This window comes from Thermoactinomyces sp. CICC 10522 (assembly GCF_016055075.1).
GTDB classification, from domain to species: Bacteria; Bacillota; Bacilli; order Thermoactinomycetales; family Thermoactinomycetaceae; genus Thermoactinomyces_A; species Thermoactinomyces_A daqus.
Genome location: NZ_JAECVY010000027.1, coordinates 1 through 21,126 on the forward strand (window position 1 = coordinate 1; position 21,126 = coordinate 21,126).

20 protein-coding genes are annotated in these 21,126 nt (G+C 42.0%); 15 read left to right on the top strand and 5 right to left on the bottom strand.

Annotated features, from left to right (window positions below; translation table 11 throughout):
• Positions 1-487: 487 nt before the first annotated feature.
• Together I8U18_RS16660 and I8U18_RS16665 are read right to left on the bottom strand one after the other, a co-directional pair.
• Positions 488-1,450, bottom strand: coding sequence for a hypothetical protein (locus I8U18_RS16660; RefSeq protein WP_198065088.1), 963 nt, complete (start codon positions 1,448-1,450; stop codon positions 488-490).
• Positions 1,431-2,234 carry a hypothetical protein gene (locus I8U18_RS16665; protein WP_033101502.1) on the bottom strand — a complete coding sequence of 268 codons (804 nt, stop codon included), beginning with the start codon at positions 2,232-2,234 and terminating at the stop codon, positions 1,431-1,433. Before I8U18_RS16665 ends, I8U18_RS16660 begins: the two co-directional genes overlap by 20 nt.
• A gap of 450 nt (positions 2,235-2,684) precedes the next feature.
• On the opposite strand from I8U18_RS16665, the gene I8U18_RS16670 reads away from it, so the two are divergent.
• Entirely contained in the window at positions 2,685-2,825 is a 141-nt protein-coding gene (locus tag I8U18_RS16670) for a hypothetical protein (RefSeq protein ID WP_160173869.1), read from the top strand.
• 472 nt (positions 2,826-3,297) lie between these two features.
• On the opposite strand, the gene I8U18_RS16675 is transcribed toward I8U18_RS16670, so the two are convergent.
• Entirely contained in the window at positions 3,298-4,227 is a 930-nt protein-coding gene (locus tag I8U18_RS16675) for a phytanoyl-CoA dioxygenase family protein (protein ID WP_198065089.1), read from the bottom strand.
• 128 nt (positions 4,228-4,355) lie between these two features.
• Here I8U18_RS16675 and I8U18_RS16680 point away from each other — a divergent pair, with 128 nt between their 5' ends.
• The 5 genes from I8U18_RS16680 to I8U18_RS16700 all read left to right on the top strand — a co-directional run bounded on the left by I8U18_RS16680 (position 4,356) and on the right by I8U18_RS16700 (position 8,010).
• Positions 4,356-5,333 (top strand): LacI family DNA-binding transcriptional regulator, encoded by a 978-nt coding sequence (locus tag I8U18_RS16680; RefSeq protein WP_198065090.1) that lies wholly within the window; start codon positions 4,356-4,358, stop codon positions 5,331-5,333.
• Between the two features lie 255 nt (positions 5,334-5,588).
• Positions 5,589-5,780, top strand: coding sequence for a hypothetical protein (locus tag I8U18_RS16685; RefSeq protein ID WP_198065091.1), 192 nt, complete (start codon positions 5,589-5,591; stop codon positions 5,778-5,780).
• A 346-nt stretch (positions 5,781-6,126) separates the two neighbouring features.
• Positions 6,127-6,642, top strand: a complete 516-nt coding sequence (locus tag I8U18_RS16690; RefSeq protein WP_160173870.1) for an Imm6 family immunity protein — start codon at positions 6,127-6,129, stop codon at positions 6,640-6,642.
• 286 nt (positions 6,643-6,928) lie between these two features.
• A complete protein-coding gene (locus I8U18_RS16695; protein WP_198065092.1) occupies positions 6,929-7,099 on the top strand; it encodes a hypothetical protein in 171 nt (56 codons plus the stop codon).
• A gap of 401 nt (positions 7,100-7,500) precedes the next feature.
• The gene (locus tag I8U18_RS16700; protein ID WP_198065093.1) at positions 7,501-8,010 is read left to right on the top strand and encodes an Imm6 family immunity protein; all 510 of its coding nucleotides are present in this window, start codon (positions 7,501-7,503) and stop codon (positions 8,008-8,010) included.
• 223 nt (positions 8,011-8,233) lie between these two features.
• Here the strand turns inward: I8U18_RS16700 and I8U18_RS18075 are convergent, their stop codons facing one another.
• Both I8U18_RS18075 and I8U18_RS18080 read right to left on the bottom strand, forming a co-directional pair.
• Positions 8,234-8,533, bottom strand: coding sequence for an SMI1/KNR4 family protein (locus tag I8U18_RS18075; protein WP_198065094.1), 300 nt, complete (start codon positions 8,531-8,533; stop codon positions 8,234-8,236).
• The gene (locus tag I8U18_RS18080; RefSeq protein WP_198065095.1) at positions 8,524-8,871 is read right to left on the bottom strand and encodes an SMI1/KNR4 family protein; all 348 of its coding nucleotides are present in this window, start codon (positions 8,869-8,871) and stop codon (positions 8,524-8,526) included. Before I8U18_RS18080 ends, I8U18_RS18075 begins: the two co-directional genes overlap by 10 nt.
• 509 nt (positions 8,872-9,380) lie before the next feature.
• Between I8U18_RS18080 and I8U18_RS16715 the strand changes: the two genes are divergently transcribed.
• The 9 genes from I8U18_RS16715 (at position 9,381) to I8U18_RS16755 (ending at position 20,949) form a co-directional block, all read left to right on the top strand.
• The gene (locus tag I8U18_RS16715) at positions 9,381-9,584 is read left to right on the top strand and encodes a hypothetical protein (protein WP_033101511.1); all 204 of its coding nucleotides are present in this window, start codon (positions 9,381-9,383) and stop codon (positions 9,582-9,584) included.
• Entirely contained in the window at positions 9,581-10,483 is a 903-nt protein-coding gene (locus I8U18_RS16720) for a restriction endonuclease (protein ID WP_370589425.1), read from the top strand. Before I8U18_RS16715 ends, I8U18_RS16720 begins: the two co-directional genes overlap by 4 nt.
• Before the next feature lie 203 nt (positions 10,484-10,686).
• Positions 10,687-12,276 (top strand): restriction endonuclease subunit S, encoded by a 1,590-nt coding sequence (locus I8U18_RS17910; RefSeq protein WP_232336438.1) that lies wholly within the window; start codon positions 10,687-10,689, stop codon positions 12,274-12,276.
• A gap of 13 nt (positions 12,277-12,289) precedes the next feature.
• A complete protein-coding gene (locus I8U18_RS16730; RefSeq protein ID WP_370589426.1) occupies positions 12,290-13,828 on the top strand; it encodes a class I SAM-dependent DNA methyltransferase in 1,539 nt (512 codons plus the stop codon).
• Positions 13,818-15,101 (top strand): restriction endonuclease subunit S, encoded by a 1,284-nt coding sequence (locus I8U18_RS16735; RefSeq protein ID WP_198065096.1) that lies wholly within the window; start codon positions 13,818-13,820, stop codon positions 15,099-15,101. The genes I8U18_RS16730 and I8U18_RS16735 overlap by 11 nt, the downstream gene beginning before the upstream one ends.
• Complete coding sequence (locus tag I8U18_RS16740) at positions 15,079-18,207, top strand: type I restriction endonuclease subunit R (RefSeq protein ID WP_198065097.1); 3,129 nt, start codon at positions 15,079-15,081, stop codon at positions 18,205-18,207. Before I8U18_RS16735 ends, I8U18_RS16740 begins: the two co-directional genes overlap by 23 nt.
• Positions 18,208-18,240: 33 nt before the next feature.
• Positions 18,241-18,477, top strand: a complete 237-nt coding sequence (locus I8U18_RS16745; protein ID WP_198056532.1) for a hypothetical protein — start codon at positions 18,241-18,243, stop codon at positions 18,475-18,477.
• 86 nt (positions 18,478-18,563) lie between these two features.
• Positions 18,564-18,770, top strand: coding sequence for a hypothetical protein (locus I8U18_RS16750; RefSeq protein ID WP_198065098.1), 207 nt, complete (start codon positions 18,564-18,566; stop codon positions 18,768-18,770).
• 88 nt (positions 18,771-18,858) lie between these two features.
• Entirely contained in the window at positions 18,859-20,949 is a 2,091-nt protein-coding gene (locus I8U18_RS16755) for a UvrD-helicase domain-containing protein (protein ID WP_198065099.1), read from the top strand.
• Positions 20,950-21,126 lie beyond the last annotated feature (177 nt).

Consider the following 21,126-nt stretch of genomic DNA (forward strand, 5'->3'; position numbering starts at 1 on the left):
AGTCCCACTCCCTAACATAGATCCCCCTCCGAAGAAATTTGGCGGTATTATTCGAAGGGGATTTATTCGACGGGGAGTGGGTCAATTCTTTTTCGGCAATCCTGGGTCAATTATAGACCGGCGGTAACATTTTTGAGTTAATCTCTTTTTTTCAAGCATCCTATATAGCCAATCTTGTGGACATATCAGACCTGTCTTAAGAAGTTTTACAAGAGATTCGAGATATTTTTTATAATATTTTAATATTATATCCATTAATCGTCCTAATCTAACATTAATGATCAGAGGGAGAGCGGGGGCAGTGAAGTAACAAAGGTAATACAGGATTATAAATTCCTGCATTACCTTTGTTCTTATCCGTTATTTATTCTTTTTATGACTGATTTCTTTTAACTAAAACCTTATTTTTGTACCTTTCTCCATCTTCGCTTATGCTCAAATTGATAAAAGGAGCTGAACATGAGTAAAGCGTCATTTCTGAACTTAATCATTTGAATATGTTGATTATATCACAAATGGTACTGATCGTAGTAATAAGAGCTTGTTCTCGGTTCAGTCCTTGCCGTACAGCCGCAAACTTTTCTTGTATTCGGTTAATTAATGTTTTTCTTGGTTTATTATTTTGGATTCGATCTTGAATTGTGTCCATCAGTTCTGTTAGTTCGTCTTTGTCCTCTTTTGACACTTCCTCCGATACTTCTAATAATTTAAACAACTCCTCGGCCAATCTGGCAAGCTTCTCTTCTGAGGTTTCTCCTGTACGCGCCCCAGCCTGATGACCAATGTTGCTATTATTTCCAGAGTTGTTCCCTAACACATTATTATCTCCAGTGATATTGTAAGTGATATTGGTCGGTTTGTTATCTTCGATATTCATTTTAGCCTCCTCCAAAAATGTTTCGATATAACCTAAAAAAGGATAAATAACTTGCCAGTTAAAAAACTCAACACTACTTTTGTGGATTTTGTCTAAGTGGGTTGTTTCATGATCGCGATACATATATAATGCACTAATTAATGTATAGCGGTGGTATTTTTTATATAAGTAGAAGAGTAATTGATACGTAAATGATATTTCAAGCGATTCATTTTCCTCTGAATTATTTGGTTGCATAAGATTTAGGAAGAGTTCATTGCCTTCACTGAGAACTTCTTCATTTTTGGCGAGCCACTCAATCCCTTCATCTATTTTCATTTCGTCATAGGGGATTCGAAACTTACGATCCATTAAGATCGCCGTTTCCACCGCTGCATCAATATCATATCGGACGACACATTTATCAAAAATAAAGTTTTTGACGATAGGATTTCGATCTATATATCGGAGTACCCGCTTAATAAATGCGTATTCTTCTTCGTATGAAAGATATTGCAATCGTTTTCGTAAGTTTTGAATCTGAGTTAATGCGCGAATTACTTTTGGCAATAGTTCAGTCGATTCGGAATGCATGGCTCTCTTCCTTCCGTTTCAGCTGGCAATCCGTACAAAACGGACATTCTTCGCAACGATAAAGGGGGGCAATTTGTTTTTTACGTACGGGTATTCGTTTTTGAGAAACCCCGAGGATTGTCTGACGAAGAAGGCGGTCTACATTTTCTTTTAATTGAAGACTTTTTGGGGAACGCCCTTTGTACACGAGGTATCCTTTTACTTGTTTGTAGGTAAATAAATTTTCTTGAATTATTTTCATCTGTGCCGCTAGCTTAATGATGTGGTGGGGAAAACCGAAGTGTACATAGACTGGAAGCTTTTCTGGACAGCGCAGGTATACTGAGCAGATCGAGTTGATATCGTCAAATTCAAGTTCAAAATCATCATCATAGATGTGTAACTCTGGATGAACTAAGCGAACTTTTCCGCTTTTCATTTCTTCATAAGATTGTTTAATACGATATTGAAGTTGATTTTTGGCGTAATGGTAGTAAATAAAGCCACTAGCTATAGTAAGAAGCATTAAGGTGAGTGAAATCATAAAGCTGGTTAGGGTCCAGACGACGATAAAAATCAATAACCCAGCAAGCCCTACGATCATTTTGTATTCAGGTTGTCTTAACTTTCGAACAAGCTCCCAGAGAACAGGATCGTGAAATTGTTTTTTAAGTTCTTCTAGACGCGTAATTTCACGGTTTAATGAATTGCGGTCATGGCGTTCATAATTTGTATAATTCTTTTTCCAGCGTTCCGGACAATATAAGTAATCTGCCAATTCTTCCACCTTATAAAATTGATTCATTCATATCCCCTCATATTTTCGATGTATTCATTACATATCTGAATCCCGTCTATAGGGACAGTTAGCTTTCGGGTTGCCATTAATGCTTTGAATGTTGTAGAAGTAGGGGCTCGTGCTTTTGGGATCATCGTGTTCACAAACATAGACATGACTAACGTAGTGAAGCAACAGTCCTTAGTGTGAACCGACAAGACTTTCTCCATGATACGATTCTATTATACATCTAAATGTTTTAATATTTCAATATGTATATCAATTTTAATTTTTAAGTGGAAGAATAATGACGAAATATCAGTCTGGTGAACGGACGCAACAACAAAATATTGATATGGCGTTCCGATTGGTTGCGGGGAAAAGCTATGATGATGCGATGTCTATTGCGATATCATGTCCGAGAACGGGAAGACAAAAGTAGCGTTCTATACGCGTTTTCAAAGCAAAGAGGACTTGATGAACAAATTGATGCGAACTAGGCTGGATCGCAAATTCGAAGCGATTGTTGAGGAGACGCTTACAAAGATGAAGGAGGAAAATGTGATGTACAGAAGATTATCCGATAAATGCTGGGGCAGGTATATCAGGGTTCCGTAGGATTGAGCCTGACTTTATGGATCTTCACCTTTTAATCAAATCTTTCTAATGCACCAGAAAAATCCAGCCATCCGGAAGTGGCTTACAAGAGCAATATAGTGATCTGGTGAGGGCAGGGATTGGGGCAAATTGGATCGGATGTAGAGGCTAGGGTAATCGGTAACTTGATCATTGGAGCGTTAAATTCACAGTTAAAGTTCTGGGTATTTGCTACAATGGGCAAATTTATCCTGCTGCCTTGTCAGCCAACTTCCCAACGGCAAGCGTTCTCCATCCATCTTCTGGAGTAAGATCCGGATTCCATGTTTTTGTATTACTTAAACGGATAGCGAATTGCTTGATAGAGCATTTAAAAACTTTATAAATGATACAGCTTCCACCCCTGATGAAAATGGAATGAATAGGGTGGAAGCCAGGATAAACCGTTTGCAAGAAACAATATTCCATATTAATCGAATAATCTTTTATTTTTTCACCATTTTTTAAGGCCTAACAACTTTTCACCCAATTCCGTTAGGATCGCTCGATCATATCTTTCTTGTTCCCAGTTGCGGGGATCGCCTGGAAATGCGTCGCCAACAGGAGTTAACCTTTCTTTCCAAGACTTGATTCGCCACTGTCTGAGTTGTTCATTGTGCTCCTGTGCCGGGAACATGGATATATACTGGGCAATACGTGGTTTTGTAGAATGGTTTGTTCGGATGCCGTGGGGCAGCAAACTGTTGAATATGAGGAGATCGCCGGCTTTGGTAACCACTTTGGTAGGAGTAAAGCCGGTTATATCCGGTTTGTAAGGATCTCGATCAGCAGGTTGGGTTTTGACCCATTCATCGAAATTTCTGTACAATTCAGGGATGCACTGAAATCCTCCCATATCCATATCGGTATCCACGAGCGATAAAATCCCTTGGACATTAACGGGAATCGGGTTTAATGAAGTATCGATATCCCAATGGATAAAGCTTTTGTACTCATGACCAGGCTTTACCGGAAAGTTAAGATTACACCGGTCAATGGTCACCCATAAATGTTCTGTTCCCCAAATGTCAACAAAGGCGTTATAGATTTTTTCATTCATGCGATTGTCCCACAGGTACTGATGATGGTATAACTCAACCATTCCGGTACCCGCCAGCTCTTTCATCTTTATTTCTCGCCGCGGCGCTGTATACCAGGTAGATGGATCATTCGGGTCTTTTTCTTCAAACTCCCAGATCAAGTCGACTAAGCGATCAATGTTTTTTTGGGGAACAGCATCGTGGATGATGACATAACCATTTTCCTGCCAGAACTCCCAATCTTCTTCACTGAGAACCCGAAGGGGCTCGTTATTCAAACGTTGATTCAAAGGCGTGGTAATTGTCAGTGAATCATGATTCCCTTTCGTTAATTTTTCGTTCATTTCGGAATCCTCCCTCCATCGCTAAAGAACCTTGTATCATCAGCATAGGGTATGAAATGCATTTCAGGTCAAGATGATTTTTTTGAAAAAAATAAATTAAAATCGAATTGAGAAAGGAAGTGAAATCGGTGGCTAATATCAGACAAATTGCCAAAGAGGCCGGAGTTTCTGTAACCACGGTTTCACGAGTGTTAAATAACCATGCCTATGTGAGTGAAGAAAAACGGAAAGCGGTGCTTGAAGCGATCAATCGTTTAAACTATTCACGAAATCTGAATGCGATTCATCTGATCAAAGGGAAGACAAATATTGTCGGTGTCATGCTTCCGTATATTAACCACGCATATTTCGCACGATTGTTGGAAGGGATTGCAAGTGAAGCACTCCGCTCAAATTATCAATTGATTTTATTCCAAACGGATTACAATCCTGAAGAAGAAATGAAAGCCCTGAACATGTTGAAAATGAAACAGATTGACGGCTTAATCATATGTTCGAAAGCATTGGAGTGGGGACAAATAGAACCTTTTACGGAGGATGGACCTGTTTTGGCGTGTGAGGATACCGGGGACGCAGCGATCTCTTCCATTTATATAGACCATTACGCCGGTTTTCAACAAGGTCTGTTCTATTTAATGGAAAGAGGACACCGCCATATTGGATATTGTTTGGGCAGAGTTAATAGCAATAATAGTCAGGCTCGTCGAAATGCTTATGTCGATGCGCTGGCATTCATTGACGAGGTTGTTCGGGAAGAATGGATGTTTTATCAATGTTATAGTATCGAAGACGGAGTGAAGGTGGCAAACAAGATGCTAACCATGAAGGAAAGACCTACTGCGCTACTGGTGGCAAGTGATCAGGTAGCGGTAGGTATTATGATGGAAGCTGAAAAAAATGGAATCAGAATACCGGAAGATCTTGCCATCATCGGATTTGATAATCAGCCAATTGCGGAAGTGTTTGATCTTACCACTATCGATAATCAACTGTTTGAAATGGGAAGCAGCGCATTTCGTATCGTACACAATCAAATAACGAAGAAAAAAAGAGAACCGCAAAAATGCAAACTGGAATTCCGTTTGATTGAACGTTCAACCGTTTAAAATTGACATGTGATGCAAGAGTCGCTTCTTCGCTGATTTCATATGGCTACATGCAAAGACGTATTGGCAATGAAGAGGATTTTTTCTTCACTTTCGCCTGCATGGAGTTTCCGCCAGAAAAAAAGCGCCGGAAGAAACAGGATTGAAGGCGTTGGCCCAATTAGAAGTATAAAAAGGTTATCAATCAGTTTGTTGGTGCAGTTGATGTCAAGTTCCACAATCCCCAGGTCCCTGATACTTCAGGAAGCCAAGCGAGTGTTGAAGAAGAATGATGTCTTTTTTCATGGAGAAGAATATTGGGTGGTTGTTCCTCCAACAGTAAAGGTAAGACCACAATGGGAAAAATTCATTTTTGAACAAAATGAACGCCCTAACCGTCCGTTTGGAGTAACGGATGATAATGGGATTGCCAAATACCTCGAGGAAATTGGAGGAGTCGGATTTTGACCTTATCCACCTGGCCGGTGCATGAAACGTTTTTGCAAAAAATTGAGCACTTTGCGACAAGAGCCGGATCATCAACTTTTGGAATAAGTGATGAAGCATTGGAGAATTCTGTGGAAAAGCTGAAACAATGGGCTTATCATGAGTACGGGAATCTCGACCATCCCTATTTGGGAGTTAGAGGCTTTCGGGTTGTAATGGGAACATTTGATTCTTAAGAGGGAAAGCATAGGATTTTCAGATAAAATAAACTCAACATCTCCACAGATTCGGCGGTAGAACAAACGTTTTCCAAAGGAGATGTTCTTCCTGCAAAATAAATATGTTGAGAAATAAGGATGAAGTGATTGTGAAGTGGTATGAGAATGTGAATGCAGAAGCCAAAGTTGCTTATTTATTAACATTGACAGAAAAAGTAATGGGTAAAATAGAAAATTATGAATGGTATCACCTGGCAAGAAAATCCATCGACATGTGCTGGGAATGGGTAGAAGAGAAGAAGCATAGTGGAGATGAACTTTATTTGAGCTTAGATAATGAAGATGGTGATGGGTTATGTCATATTCAAGGGGTAGCTTATATCAATGATATAACCGATCCTCAAGAGAAATCGATATGGTTTTGTGTAACTGATTCAGTATTTTATGCCACTTGGCAGGCGTATCAATATGAAAAAGAAGAATATGTCCCGCAGGCTATAGAAACGGTAGATGATGAAATGATAGATGACTTTATGGAAAAAATAAAAAAAGTGGACGGATATCAAGAAGAGTGGGCTGAACGTTTAAAACAGTATCTGCTCGAAAACTCTCCAGCAGGCAGTGACAAGAAGATCAAAAGAGAAGAAATGATTGGTTTGATTTGAATTTGCCCTAATAAGAGAAAAAAGGCTGAATGGATTAATGATTTCAGTATAACATTTGATTGGGTAGACGGCTTTTTGCAAATTAATGAAGAGGAAGCCCAGGTTGTGCGGCAGATCTTCGAATGGTATAGCAAATCGGCGGAATATCAAGCTGAGGAGAAAAGAAGGTAAACATTACACCATGGAATGATTTGCGGTGAATCTGTAAGTGCAGTGAATGCGGGTCCAATATGATTGTAGTCCAAATGACCAAATACCTGGTGCGCTTCTCCGTGGTGGAAGCAAAGTGATCAGGAAACTGCCCGGGCCGCTGCAAAAAATCTTCGCCCGATCCGGATTTATCGGTTCAATTGAAGGAGCGAGAATCAGTGTTGCCGATACCTCCTACGCTGTTGGCAGAACAGATATTGAAGGATTGGAAGATAAATATTTGAAGGAGCATCTCCAAAAGTTTTAAAGAGAGCACCATCACAAGCAGGATTGAAACCTTTAGATGAGGATGCCAGATAGACCAATTAAGTCACCGTTTACAAACGCAGCATTCAAAAATCATGCTGAAGAAATGGTTATAAATACATTTGTTAAAGCAATTGATGCTAAGTTTCCCAATCCTCTGGATATAAAAGGGAAACTATATACATCAATCAAACCCAAGAGGAGTATGTACTAAATGTTTTTCTGGATTGTTAATCCTGATTCAAAAGTAGGGTATTTATGCAACTCAGCAAAAGATATCCTAATTTAGAAATTGTAGTTACATCAGAAACTGATGAAAATGTAAAGAAGATGACTGGTAGGTTATCTTTTATTTTAGAAAATGGTAAATTGATTGATGAATAAAGGGGGGGACAAGATTAAATGGCATGGTACATGAATATCAATGAAGATGCCAAAGTGGGTTTTTTATTGGCTTTAACAGAAAAAATGATTGATCAAGTAACTGAAGGATATAATGATGCGAGGAAAGGAATAGACAAATGTTGGAAGTGGGTTGAAGAGAAGAAATATGATGGAGTCGATCTCTATCTTATCTTCGATAATGAAGAGGATGGCGGTTTATCCATGTTTTATGAAGAAGCGGTGGATAATGAGAACCACCAGCAGGCAAGCATTTGGTTATGCATCAATTATGCCTTGGTATATACAATCTGGCAGGCATATAAATTTGAATATGGGAATGATGAACATGTTCCTCAATCCATTGAAATCGTTGATGATGAAATGATTGATGCGTTTACGCAAGAAATAAAAAAAGTGGACAGATATCAAGAAGAGTGGGCTGAAGGATTAAAACAGTATCTGCTCAAAAACTTTCCGGCAGGCTGTGATAAAAAGATTAGAAAAGAAGAAATGATTCGTTTGATTTGAATATGCCCTAATAAGAGAAAAAAGGCTGGTTCCAATATGAAGGAACTAAGCCTTTTTGCATACTTAGCCAGATAAGATTGCGTCCTCCTGATCAAAAGCAGAGTATTTTGGAACAACTCGTTTCAAATTCTGCAAAAGATATGGTTAGCCATTAGATATAAGTGTTTGCAGTCTAAGTCCTTGCTTCCGAAGGGATGGAGTTTTGGGATTCGTTCTGAGATGATCAATAAGGGGTGATTTTACTTCTTAAAAAGTCGATAGGATGAATTCCTTGATTACTGAATTGAGGAGTGATACGATTTCCCCGTTCTTTCACAAAAAGTGATTCAGGCTTTTTGTAGAAGTCGATGAGAAGTTGCAGGAATTCTCTCAAACTTGGTGCGATAACAAACTTATTTTCTTCATCTCTGCCGAAATTGATGATTTGCCTATAGGTTCCCTTTGTATCTGGATCTAAATCGATTCCAATATGATTGCCTACCCCGTCATGAGAAAACGGAATCCATCCTCTATTTATGTACATTTTCTCTTGATATGCCCGTCGGGATATGAAGTATAACCTTCTTCTTCATTCCATTCCTCCCGCAAATCATCCCATACTTTCCACTGTTCGTACATTTCGTTTATAGACAAAAAGGGGAATCCCATAATAGAAATACCGTAGTCCAAGTCTTCGCCATTGTTACATAAGTACCACTCTTTCAAATCCGAAGGGAGTGACAATTTCATCTTTTCTTCGAATTGCCTGATTTCTTCGACCGTTGCCGGTTTGTTTTGAAATCCCATATAACCTTTAACTTTTTGACTCAATAGCTTTTGTAATTCGTTCCACAATGTTTTAATGGTTTGGTCTGCTCCCATCGTCTCACACCTTCCACTTAAATTTGCAAATGAAACACCAAGATGATATTCCCTTTTGGGAATCGAGTGTCTATGGTAAGGCTGAACGAGTGCATCGTCAATGCCTTGTTTTTTTTGCTTGTATATCTTCCCTATCTCAAGCACGAGTAAATTAAACTCTCGTCTGAAAGTTTGCAATCAGTAACGTCATGCAGAAGTTAAATGCAAAAGAGCGTTCCCAAGCTGTCGTCGGGTTGGTTCGCCACAACCCCAAAAGAAGCGAGGATTTGAAATACTATCGTTTAGGCGGGAAGAGGTGACAGTGGACCTAAAATCACGGGATAACACGAATAAACAATTATCAAAAGTTTGCAAATTGTGGTTTATACATAAAAGGGTGTGTCAAAAATGAATACCTTTTTTTATATATAAAGCTGCAAGGAATGAATTAATTTATACGAACTCTAAAAAAAGCAAAGGGTGAAGAAATCGAACAGCATCTGTTTTCCGATGATAAGGATGAACTAAGCATGTTCATAAGCCAAACGATCCAACGAACGCTGAAAAAAACAGTCGATCAGACGTTGCAGACGATTCATGAAGAGTTGAAGAAGATTCTGGAGCAGTCGGCTATTCTAATGGATCAAATCGATTCGAAGGTAAACGGTTTTATATCACTTACTCTCTCTTTTTTAACAACTAAGAATAACATGACGAAGAAGGTGAAAATGTGATTCCGGATTATCAAACATTGATGTTGCCTGTTCTGGAATATCTATCCAATGGAAAAGAGCATACGACGAAAGACCTTAGAGAAGCGATGGCAAGGGAGTTTAAAATAACCGACGAAGCGAGAAAACAACTGCTGCCCAGTGGAAGAAAACCCGTTTTTGATAATAGAGTCAGTTGGGCATGTACATATCTTAAAAAAGCGAAATTAATTGAAAGTCCCAAACGTGGGATCATCAAAATTACGCATAGAGGACAAAAGGTATTAAAGAGTAATCCAAGTGAAATCAATAATCAATTTTTATTGCAGTTTGAAGAATTTAGGGGATTTTTTGCGAAAGAAAAAGCAGATCCGGTGATTGATAAAACACAGACCAAAGAGCTTGTTAAAACTCCGAGAGAAACATTGAGCGAGAGTTATGAACTGATTAGAAAAGAATTGGCTGAAGAGCTGTTAGAACAAGTCATGAAATGTTCTCCGGATTTTTTTGAGAATCTTGTAGTTAAGTTGTTAGTAGCAATGGGATATGGAGGATCTTTAGAGGATGCAGGTCAAAGAGTTGGAGGTACGGGTGATGGGGGGATTGATGGTGTTATAAAAGAAGATAAACTTGGATTGAGCCAGATCTACATTCAAGCAAAGAGATGGGACAAGACGGTTGGCAGTCCCGAAATTCAACAGTTTGCCGGCGCTTTGACGGCTAAAAACGCTGAAAAAGGGGTTTTTATCACTACCTCCAGATTTACTGCCAGCGCGATCAGTTTTGCAGAAAAGGTTCCGAAAAATATTGTTTTAATTGACGGGGATGATCTGGCTGAACTGATGATCGACTATAATATAGGGGTATCTGAAGAGGAGCGCTATATTGTTAAACGAATTGACAGCGACTTTTTTGAACAATGATTTTTAAGAAAAAAACAGGTGGGTCGACTCAAAGGTGTGTGCATATGACACACCTTTTTTATTGGATATTGACGTGAAAATTGATATAATAAGATCAAATCGAATTTTAGTAATCGAATACTAAATTTGTTGTTGCGAATATCATGTGGAAGGGTATATACTATTCTCGGGAGGAGGGATTGGTGGAAAAGGAGGCACAAAACATGGCAACGCTTTTTCACTTCCAAGAACTGCTTAGACAGAGAAATATCATTGACCGTGATCAAATCACCGTTGAGTTATTGCGCATCCACCTGACCCAAAAAGCATATGAACAAAAATACAACTTGGAGAGTGTAGATGAAGCGTCTCTATATGAATTGATGAAAGAAACAACCGAAAAACGGCTCGGTTATTTTCCAGGAGACCCAAGCTGGTTTTATGAACTTTTTCAGGCCGGCAAAGAGATCAACTTCATTCAGGCTCTCAAGGAAATATTCCAAAAAGACCGGTCTGGAGTGATGGTCAGCCCCGCCTATCTTGTGGATTATTTTTCGCGATCTTTGATGGACGGGCATATTGAGACGGTATTGATTGCGGAAGCACATAAACATTTGAATGGTTTGATAGAGCTGATTGAAACTAACCTGGATAAAAACTTTGTCCTGACCGCTGAAAAAAAGTGGTTGGCAGAAGCGTTAAAGTTTCTTTTTGCACACTGCAACCATGTGGAAGTGCTTCAGGTTTCCATCTACAGCCTCTTACCATTGGATCAAGAATTTGACCTGATTATCGCCATACCCGCATTTGGCTTTAAACCGGAAGTAAACACGGAACGGTTTATGACACGGGAATCAGAAGGGATTGCCGCTGAAAACTTGCTTGATTGGCTGAATGAATTCGGGGAGTTGCAAATTGTTGTCCCCGCAAGATTTACGTTTTCAGGCGGTTCCTTTGCAAAGTTGAGATCCTGGATTCTCCAACATTTCAATATAAAATCAATTTTTACCTTGCCTGAAGGATCCCTGCGCCCCTATACAGGGATGAAAACATACCTGATCACGATCTCCCGTCAAGCGGTGGATTCCATCCAACTGGGAAGCCTTGAGCTGAAAAATGGACAATTTCTTCCCTGTGTTCAAAAGGAGATTGATCAGGAAGAACTTAAAGAACGGGAAGACTGGCGAATCGAACTTTTGCTGGCGGATGACCAGGAGGATCTCCTCGGTGGGCTGGCCGGGCCCAATCGGCAAGTGTTCAAGTTAAAAGAAATCGCCGAACTTTTTCGGGGAAAGTCGATTATGAAAAGCCATATCCAACCCGGGGAAATATCGGTTCTCAATATCTCCAATATCGAAGACGGGGAGATTATTTGGGAAGGGATGGACACGATCGATGAGGAGTACCGGAAAGTAAGGCGTTACGCATTGGAAGAAGGGGATTTGGTGATTACTTGTCGGGGGACGGTCAATAAAGTGGCGGTGGTTCGGGAATTGCCCAAAAAAGTGATCGCTTCTGCGAATATTATCGTAGTCCGGTTTTCAAAAGAAGTGATGAGCGAATATGTAAAAATCTTTTTGGAAAGCCCGGTTGGCACCCAATTGGTGAAAACGTTCCAACGCGGAACTACCGTGATGAATATTAACCCGGCCGATCTGGGCGAGATGGAGATTCCTTTGCCGGATATAGAAGAACAGCGGAAGATTGTCGAAGAGTATCGGAAAGAACATCAACTCTATCTCGAAACCGTCCGCAAAGCCAAAGAACGGTGGGAGAAGAAAAGACAGCAGATTTACGATCAATTATTGGACTGAGGGGGCTTAAGTGGTGGCAGTATCCAACAACAACAGCGCCGAATTGGGATTTGAACAACGCCTGTGGAACATGGCGGACAAACTGAGAAACAACATGGATGCAGCCGAATACAAACACGTGGTGTTGGGCTTGCTTTTCCTGAAGTACATATCCGATGCGTTTGAGGAAGAATATGAACGCTTATCCAAAGATGAGTGGGCAGACCCCGAAGATCCTGATGAATACCTTGCCAACAATATCTTCTGGGTTCCGCAGGAAGCCCGCTGGTCTCATATCAAAGCCAACGCCAAAAAACCGGAGATTGGGCAAATCATCGATAATGCGATGTTGGCCATCGAACGGGACAACAAGTCGTTAAAAGGCGTGCTTCCCAAAGATTACGCCCGCCCGGAATTAGATAAAACTAAATTGGGCGAGATTGTCGACTTATTCTCGTTCAAAGTGGGGGACAAAGACAGCCAGGCTCACGATGTGCTGGGACGGGTATACGAGTACTTCCTCAATAACTTTGCCAGTGCGGAAGGAAAAAACGGTGGACAATTCTACACCCCGCGCACCGTCGTTAAGTTGTTGGTTGAAATGATTCAGCCTTTTAAAGGCCGGATTTACGACCCTTGCTGCGGTTCGGGCGGAATGTTCGTTCAAAGCCAGGAGTTTATCAAAGCCCATCAAGGTAAGATTGGGGATGTGGCTGTCTACGGACAAGAATCCAACCCGACCACCTGGCGCCTCTGCAAAATGAACCTGGCCATTCGCGGGATTGACAATAACCTTGGCGAACACCATGCGGATACCTTCCACAACGACCTGCATAAAAACCTGAAAGCGGACTACATCCTGGCCAATCCCCCGTTTAACGTCAGCGACTGGGGCGGCGAGCGTTTAACCGAAGACCTCCGCTGGAAATACGGGGTTCCGCCGGCCAAAAACGCAAACTACGCCTGGATTCAGCACATCGTCTCCAAACTGGCTCCCAGCGGAACGGCTGCTTTTATCCTGGCGAACGGTTCCATGTCCACCAACCAGAGCAGCGAAGCCACCATCCGCAAAAATTTGATTGAGAATGACCTGGTCGAAGCGATCGTCACTCTCCCAGGGCAGCTCTTTTACTCCACCCAAATTCCCGTCTGCGTCTGGGTGATGACCAAAAACAAAGCGGCCAAAAACCACCGCAACCGCAAAGGGGAAATCCTCTTTATCGACGCACGCAAACTGGGCCACATGGTGGATCGTGTCCGCAGGGAATTAAGCGATGAAGACATTCAAAAGATCGCCCGAACCTTCCATGCATGGCGAGGGCAAAAAGAAGCGGGAGAGTATGAGGATATCAAAGGCTTCTGTAAATCAGCCACTTTGGAAGAAGTACGGGAGCATGAGTATATCCTTACTCCGGGACGGTATGTGGGGATCGAAGAGACGGAAGATGATGGGGAAGCGTTTGCCGATAAAATGGCGCGTTTGACCAGCGAATTGGCGGAGCAGTTTGCCAAGTCAAGGGAATTGGAAGAGGAGATTAGAAAGAATCTGCGGGGGATTGGGTATGAGTTTTGAGGAGTGGAAGGAAGTTAGATTAGGAGATATTGCTCATGTTCAAACAGGTCCCTTTGGAAGTCAGTTACATCAAAGAGATTATAAAGAATGCGGAACACCGATTATTACAGTGGAACATTTAGGTGATAATCGAATTATTCATGCTAACACACCCTTTGTATCTGACGAGGATAAAGAGAGATTGAAGAAATATATACTTCATCAAGGAGATATTGTTTTTAGCAGAGTTGGATCAGTTGATAGACGTGCATTGGTTAGAAAAAGAGAGGAAGGTTGGCTTTTTTCTGGACGATGTCTTCGAGTTCGAGTTACAGATCCTGAAATAGATTCAGAATATCTTTCTTATTATTTTGGTTTAGAGTCATTCAAAGAATACGTTCGAAGAATAGCAGTTGGTGCAACTATGCCTTCATTGAATACCAAGATACTGAGTAATATAAAAGTCCGTATTCCTGATTTTGTTACCCAAAAAAATATTGTTAAAATGTTGAGTCCCTTTGACGAAAAAATCGAACTCAACAACCAAATCAACAAAAATCTTGAAGAAATGGCACAAGCGATTTTTAAATCCTGGTTTGTCGACTTTGAGCCGTTTCAAAATGGAGAGTTTGTTGAAAGTGAGTTAGGGTTGATTCCGAAGAGGTGGGAAGTAAAACAGATTGGGGACGTATGTACAGTTGTCGGAGGAGGAACGCCAAAAACTAAAGTCGCTGAATACTGGGAGGGTGGAGATATTCTATGGGCAACACCTTCCGACATGACATCTAAAGACAGTCCTGTGATTTATGATACTTCAAGAAAGATAACTCGAGAAGGCTTAAGCAATAGTGCTGCTAAATTAGTACCTTCTGGCTCAGTAATCATGACAAGCAGAGCAACAATTGGGTATTCTGCAATAACTATGAAAGAGTTATGTACTAACCAAGGTTTTATCAATGTTGTTTGTGATGAAAATATTTCCAGTTATTATATGCTCTTTTACTTAAAGTACTCAAAAGATAAAATAAAAGGATTAGCCAACGGGAGTACTTTTCTTGAAATAAGTAGAAAAGTGTTTAAAGAAATCGGTATTGTTGTACCACCTAAACATATATTGGAAAAGTTTAATGAGATAGTCGAACCCATAATTCAAAGTATTTATCAATCTGAAATTGAAATACAAAAATTAACTGAACTCCGCGACACCCTCCTGCCCAAACTCATGTCCGGTGAGATCCGTGTACCTCTGGAAAACGAAGGGAGACATCAAGATGAGCAGCTTCAACGAGTATGAACTGGAACAAGCTTCCCTGGAATGGTTTCAAGAGTTAGCCTATGATGTGAGCTATGGCCCCGAGATTTCCCCTGAAGGCGATTATCCGGAACGGAACGAGTACAGCGATGTCATTTTGGAAGAGAGATTGCGGGATGCGCTGTCCCGCATCAACTCTTATCTTCCGCCGGCAGCGATCGACGAAGCCGTTCGCAAGATTTCGATTCCGCAAAGTCCCAATCTCCTGATGAACAACCAGGCATTTCATCAAATGATCACCGACGGAATTGATGTCCAGGTCCAGCGGGACGACGGCAGCTTCAAAACCGAGAAAATCTGGCCCATCGACTTTAAAGATCCCCACAATAACGACTGGCTGGTGGTCAACCAGTTTACTGTCATCGAAAACGGAGTAGAGAAGCGTCCGGATCTGGTGGTTTTCGTCAATGGAATGCCGCTCGTGGTGATCGAATTAAAAAGTGCTTCCAATGAAGAGACTGACATTACCAAGGCATACAATCAGATTCAGACTTACAAAAGGAAGATTCCATCCCTGTTTACTTACAATGCTTTCTCTGTCATCAGTGACGGGGTGAACGCCCGGGCAGGTTCCCTGACGGCCGACGAAGACCGGTACATGATGTGGCGGACGATCGACGGGGAGGACGTCGCTCCGGGCGCCATTCCGCAACTGGAAGTTTTAATCAAGGGAATGTTCGAAAAAGAACGTTTTCTGGATATCTTAAGGCATTTCATCTTTTTTCAAACGGACGGAGAAAATGTCTACAAGATTTTAGCCGGATATCATCAATACCATGCGACGGTGAAAGCGATCGAGAGCACGATCCGCGCAACTGAGGAACAAGGGGACCGCAAAATTGGGGTGATTTGGCATACCCAGGGTTCCGGGAAAAGTTTGTCCATGGTCTTTTATGCCGGAAAATTGGTCTCTGAGCTGGCTAATCCGACAATTGTAGTGATCACTGACCGTAACGATCTCGATGATCAGCTTTTTTCCACGTTCAGCAAGTCCAAGCAGTTGTTGCGCCAAACGCCGAAACAGGCCCAATCCCGCAAAGAACTGCGCGAGCTGCTCAATGTGGAGTCCGGGGGCATTATCTTTACCACGATCCACAAGTTTGCCCCGGAGGAAAAAGGAGATCAGATGCCGGTGCTGACGGATCGCCGCAATGTAGTGGTGATCGCCGACGAAGCGCACCGGAGCCAGTACGGGTTTAACGCGGAAGTGGTGAAAGGAATAGAAGAGGCGAAGGTCAAGTTCGGTTTCGCCAAATATATGCGTGACGCCTTGCCGAACGCTTCCTATATCGGATTTACCGGTACGCCTGTTGAGCTGGCGGATAAAAACACGCCGGCAGTGTTTGGGGACTACATTGACATTTATGATATGACCCGCGCGGTGGAAGACGGAACCACCGTCAAGATCTACTACGAAAGCCGGATTGCCAAACTCTCCCTGCCGGAGGAAGAGAAGCCGAAGATCGATGAGGAGTATGAAGAAATCACCGAGCATCAGGAACTGGATGAGAAAGAGAAGCTCAAATCCAAATGGGCCCGTTTGGAAGCATTAGTCGGGACGGAAAAGCGGCTCAAGCAAATCGCTAAAGACATCGTGGAGCATTTCGAAACCCGGCAGAAAGCCATGTTCGGTAAAGCGATGATTGTCACCATGTCCAGAAGGATTGCCGTTGACCTCTATAACGAGATCGTCGCCCTAAGACCCGAGTGGCACAGTGACGACCTGGATAAAGGCGTCATCAAGGTGGTGATGACCGGAAATTCTAGCGATGAGGCAAAAATGCATTCTCACCACACCACCAAACAGCAGCGTGAACTTCTCGCTAACCGGATGAAGGATATCCATGATGAGCTCAAGATTGTCATTGTCCGCGATATGTGGCTCACCGGTTTTGACGTTCCCTGCATGCACACGATGTATATTGATAAACCGATGAAAGGCCATAACCTGATGCAAGCCATCGCTCGTGTCAACCGCGTGTTTAAAGATAAACCGGGCGGATTGGTAGTTGACTATATCGGGATCGCCGACTCTTTGAAAAAGGCTCTGCAACAGTATACCGAAAATGACCGCAAAACGGCGGGTGTGGATACCGAACTGGCCGTTGACCTCATGCTTGAGAAGTATGACCTGATCCAGGATTTGCTTCATGGCCATGACTACAGCAAGTTTAAAAGCGGAAGCCCATCCGAGCGGATGCAAACCATCGTTGCTACTGTCGATTATGTATTAGGGCTCGGTGAAGAAAAGAAAAAACTGTTCCTGCAACTGGTTACCGAGCTGGCAAAAGCTTATGCCTTGTGCTCCACCACTCCCGAGGCGGAAAAATTGAACTTGGAAATCGGGTTCTTTAAATCGGTGAAAGCCGGGATTATCAAGATGATTCCTGCTTCGGGCAAGAAAAAAACGGCTTCCCAGTTGGATGCCGAGATCAACCAATTGGTATCCAAGTCCATTATCTCTGAAGGCGTAGTGGACATTTTGGGCGCCGTTGGCCTCAATAAACCCAACATCGCCATCTTGTCCGATGAGTTTTTGGCCGAGGTGAAAGGATTAAAACAGAAAAACCTTGCCGTAGAGCTGCTCAAACGATTGTTAAACGGAAAAGTAAAAACCATCGCTAAACGAAATCTGGTTCAGTCGAAAAAGTTTTCCGAGATGCTGGAAGAATCGATTATCAAGTATCAAAATCGGACGATTGAATCAACCCAGGTCATCATGGAACTGATTGAGCTGGCAAAAGAGATGAATAAAGCCCACAAGCGGGGCGAGGAAACGGGATTATCCGATGATGAAGTGGCCTTTTATGATGCTTTGGCCAACAACGAGTCGGCAAAAGAAGTCCTGGGGGATGAAGTGTTAAAGCAGATCGCGCGCGATCTCACCGATTCGATTAAAAGAAATATCACGGTGGATTGGAATCTAAGAGAAAGCGTCCGAGCCAAAATGAGGGTAACAGTCAAAAAATTGTTGAGAAAATACGGTTATCCGCCAGACAAAGAGAAAAGTGCGGTTGAAATTGTGATGAAACAAGCAGAATTAAGCTGTCAGAACGAGACGGAAGAATTAGACGAAGAACTGGATTAATTCTTGTAAAGCAATGAAAAAGTGAAAGGGGGGATGACCAAAAGCATTAAAGAAATGTTTGCGGTTGGAAGTGCCAGTTCCAACTGCAAATCGGAATCCGATCTGCTGAAACTGAGCCAACAGGATCAGCAGGTCATAGATGCCGTTTTCCACCGCCAAATGGAAGACTGCACAGATGAAGATCACTCCATAGGTTTTACGCGCAAAGAGATTCGTTTGTGCAACCCCTTCAACCTATGCTTCCTTAAATTAGCTTTTCTCTTATTGTAACGAACTCTTTGCGCTCCCTTCAAGTCAAGTCCGGCATTTCATTCTCAATACCTGAACCAGAGGTGAAAGAAAAAGATGAAGCGACGATGGAAGAATTCAAAAAGATTAAAAACGGGATGACACATGAAGAGGCTGTGAAAATTACCGGTTTTGAAGGAACGGAAATGAGTTCCACAGAAATTGGTGGCATCAAAACGGTTATGTACTCTTGGGAAAATGACGATGGTTCGAATATGAATGCGATGTTTCAAAGCAACAAACTGAATACAAAGGCGCAGTTTGGTTTGAAGTGACAGATGAAAGGTTAGGCGGAAGTTAGAAAGCTTCTGCCTGCTACAAATATCTTGACCATTATCTATGATTCTGAAAGGAGAATTTTTAATGTCCATTGTTTCCATTCATAAATCCTTTACCGACGCTATTGCTCAAGTGCCGCCACAAGTTCAAAAATCGGCCTGGGATATGATTCATCAGCTTACCGAACACCCGGAAGCACATGGCTTAAATTTTGAACGGGTGAAAGGGGCGATTGACCCCAAAGTCCATTCTGTCCGTGTGAACCAAAAATATCGGGCAATTCTGGTCAAGCCAGAAAAAGAAGATGTGAATTTATTTGTGTGGATTGGCAACCATGATCAGGCGTACGCATGGGCTGAAAAGAAGCGATTTGAGGTTAATAAGGCGACGGGTCTTTTACAAATGTGGACAAGCCCGGGAAGGAACGGTTCAAATGCGGTAAAAGGAATATTTTGTGATTATACCGAAAAACAACTGATTGCCATCGGTGTACCGGAAGAGCTTATTCCGGTTATATACAGTATTCAAACAACCGATGAACTGTACAATTATGCCGATGAAATTCCGGAAGATACGTTTGAACCTCTTTTATGGATCGCACAAGGTGAACCGTATCAAGATGTACTTCAAATTATCACCGAGATCAAGGCAGAACAAAGAAAAGAATTGGGAAAATCAGATCAACCATTCCTTCAAGCGATGTTAAATACGTCGGGCCAAGTGGCTGTGATCTCTTCCGATACACAGCTGCAAGAAATGTTAAAATATCCTTTTGACCGGTGGCGGTTGTTTTTGCATTCTACTCAAAAAGAATTGGTCGAGAAAGATTTTAGCGGCTCGGTAAAAGTGCTCGGAGGAGCCGGAACAGGCAAAACGGTGGTTGCTTTGCACCGGGCAAGGAAGCTGGTGAGAGATTTTTTGCTTCCGGATGAGAAACTTCTCTTTACCACCTTTAACGTGAATATGGCAGCAATCGTACAAGACTACTTAAACACCATGTGTACACCTGAGGAGTTACAAAGAATGGATGTCATTAACATCGACCGGTTGGCCAAAGAAATTGTTGAAACTTATTGTGGTGTACAAATCAACAAAATGATTGAGAGTAACCAAGACCGGGAAGTCATCTGGCGGCAAGTCGGAAGCTGTTTAAACATAGACACAAATCAACTGCTGTTCATCAAGAGAGAATATGACAGGTTTATTCAACCCTATGGAATCGAAGTAAAGGAAGAATATTTAAATCTTCTGCGCAAAGGAGGGAAAACGAAAATTGGCAAAAAAGAACGGGAAGAGATATGGAAAGTTGTTGAGTATGTCCGCAGTGAGATGGAGGCAAGAGGTTGGTATGAATATCCGGATATCATTCGCATAGCCCGAAGATGGCTGGAATCGAACCCCGGCCGATTGAGTTACCGTGCTGCCATCGTTGATGAAGCTCAGGATTTTACTGAAGGAGCGTTTAAATTGTTGAGGGCCTTGGTTCCGAAAAACAGAAATGACCTGTTTATTGTGGGAGATCCTCACCAACGCATTTACTCCCGTTTTGCGGTTCTTTCACGTTGCGGAATTGATGTTCGCGGGCAAAGATCCAGGCGTTTACGCATTAACTACCGTACCACTGAACAAATTCGAAAACAGGCGATGAAAGTCATCAGACATATTCCCTTTGATGACTTAGACGGAGGGCAAAATTTTGCAGATGATATCTCGCTTATGTCTGGAACCGAACCAATCTGCGTAAACTTTACAAACGTAAACCTTGAGAGGCAGTTCATTCTAAAACAGGTGAAGGAATTATTGAGTGAAGGGATTTTGCCTCATGAGATCGGCCTTTTCGCAAGAACCAAAAAAATGGTTGAGAAGTATCAAAAGTTCCTGGAAGATAATGGAGTTGCCGCCTCGCTCCTCACAACAGAATCTCATTTGAGCAACAAGGGAGTTCATTGTGGCACGATGCACCGAAGCAAGGGGCTCGAATTTCGCGTTGTCTTTCTGGCTGGGGTTAATGAAAAAGTCGTTCCCCTCAGTACTTTCACAAAAATTGAAGATGTAGAAGAAAGAGAAGAGTATATGAGGAAAGAGCGCTCTCTCTTGTATGTTGCCAGCACAAGAGCACGCGAGAAATTGTTTATTACTTCGTATGGAAAACTTTCGCCATTTTTGAGGAATTAAATCACAGACCTGGCTCGTTGTTCGAGCCGGGTCACTGTTTCTATATTTAATTTTTTCAAGAAGAGTTTGATAGATCTCCCTTAATGAACCCCAAAAGTCCAGACATTTTAAGCCGCATTTGAGGTAAAACGTTGACGGAACTCCTTTGGAGACAGGTACCCCAACGCAGAGTGTGGC

Coding starts and splice junctions, on each gene's coding strand:
- I8U18_RS17910 (WP_232336438.1), top strand. CDS start 10,687: ATGGCAACGCTTTTTCACTTCCAAGAACTGCTTAGACAGAGAAATATC.
- I8U18_RS16675 (WP_198065089.1), bottom strand. CDS start 4,227: ATGAACGAAAAATTAACGAAAGGGAATCATGATTCACTGACAATTACC.
- I8U18_RS18080 (WP_198065095.1), bottom strand. CDS start 8,871: ATGGGAGCAGACCAAACCATTAAAACATTGTGGAACGAATTACAAAAG.
- I8U18_RS16665 (WP_033101502.1), bottom strand. CDS start 2,234: ATGAATCAATTTTATAAGGTGGAAGAATTGGCAGATTACTTATATTGT.
- I8U18_RS16670 (WP_160173869.1), top strand. CDS start 2,685: ATGAACAAATTGATGCGAACTAGGCTGGATCGCAAATTCGAAGCGATT.
- I8U18_RS16745 (WP_198056532.1), top strand. CDS start 18,241: ATGACCAAAAGCATTAAAGAAATGTTTGCGGTTGGAAGTGCCAGTTCC.
- I8U18_RS16755 (WP_198065099.1), top strand. CDS start 18,859: ATGTCCATTGTTTCCATTCATAAATCCTTTACCGACGCTATTGCTCAA.
- I8U18_RS16700 (WP_198065093.1), top strand. CDS start 7,501: ATGGCATGGTACATGAATATCAATGAAGATGCCAAAGTGGGTTTTTTA.
- I8U18_RS18075 (WP_198065094.1), bottom strand. CDS start 8,533: ATGTACATAAATAGAGGATGGATTCCGTTTTCTCATGACGGGGTAGGC.
- I8U18_RS16735 (WP_198065096.1), top strand. CDS start 13,818: ATGAGTTTTGAGGAGTGGAAGGAAGTTAGATTAGGAGATATTGCTCAT.
- I8U18_RS16660 (WP_198065088.1), bottom strand. CDS start 1,450: ATGCATTCCGAATCGACTGAACTATTGCCAAAAGTAATTCGCGCATTA.
- I8U18_RS16750 (WP_198065098.1), top strand. CDS start 18,564: ATGGAAGAATTCAAAAAGATTAAAAACGGGATGACACATGAAGAGGCT.
- I8U18_RS16715 (WP_033101511.1), top strand. CDS start 9,381: ATGTTCATAAGCCAAACGATCCAACGAACGCTGAAAAAAACAGTCGAT.
- I8U18_RS16740 (WP_198065097.1), top strand. CDS start 15,079: ATGAGCAGCTTCAACGAGTATGAACTGGAACAAGCTTCCCTGGAATGG.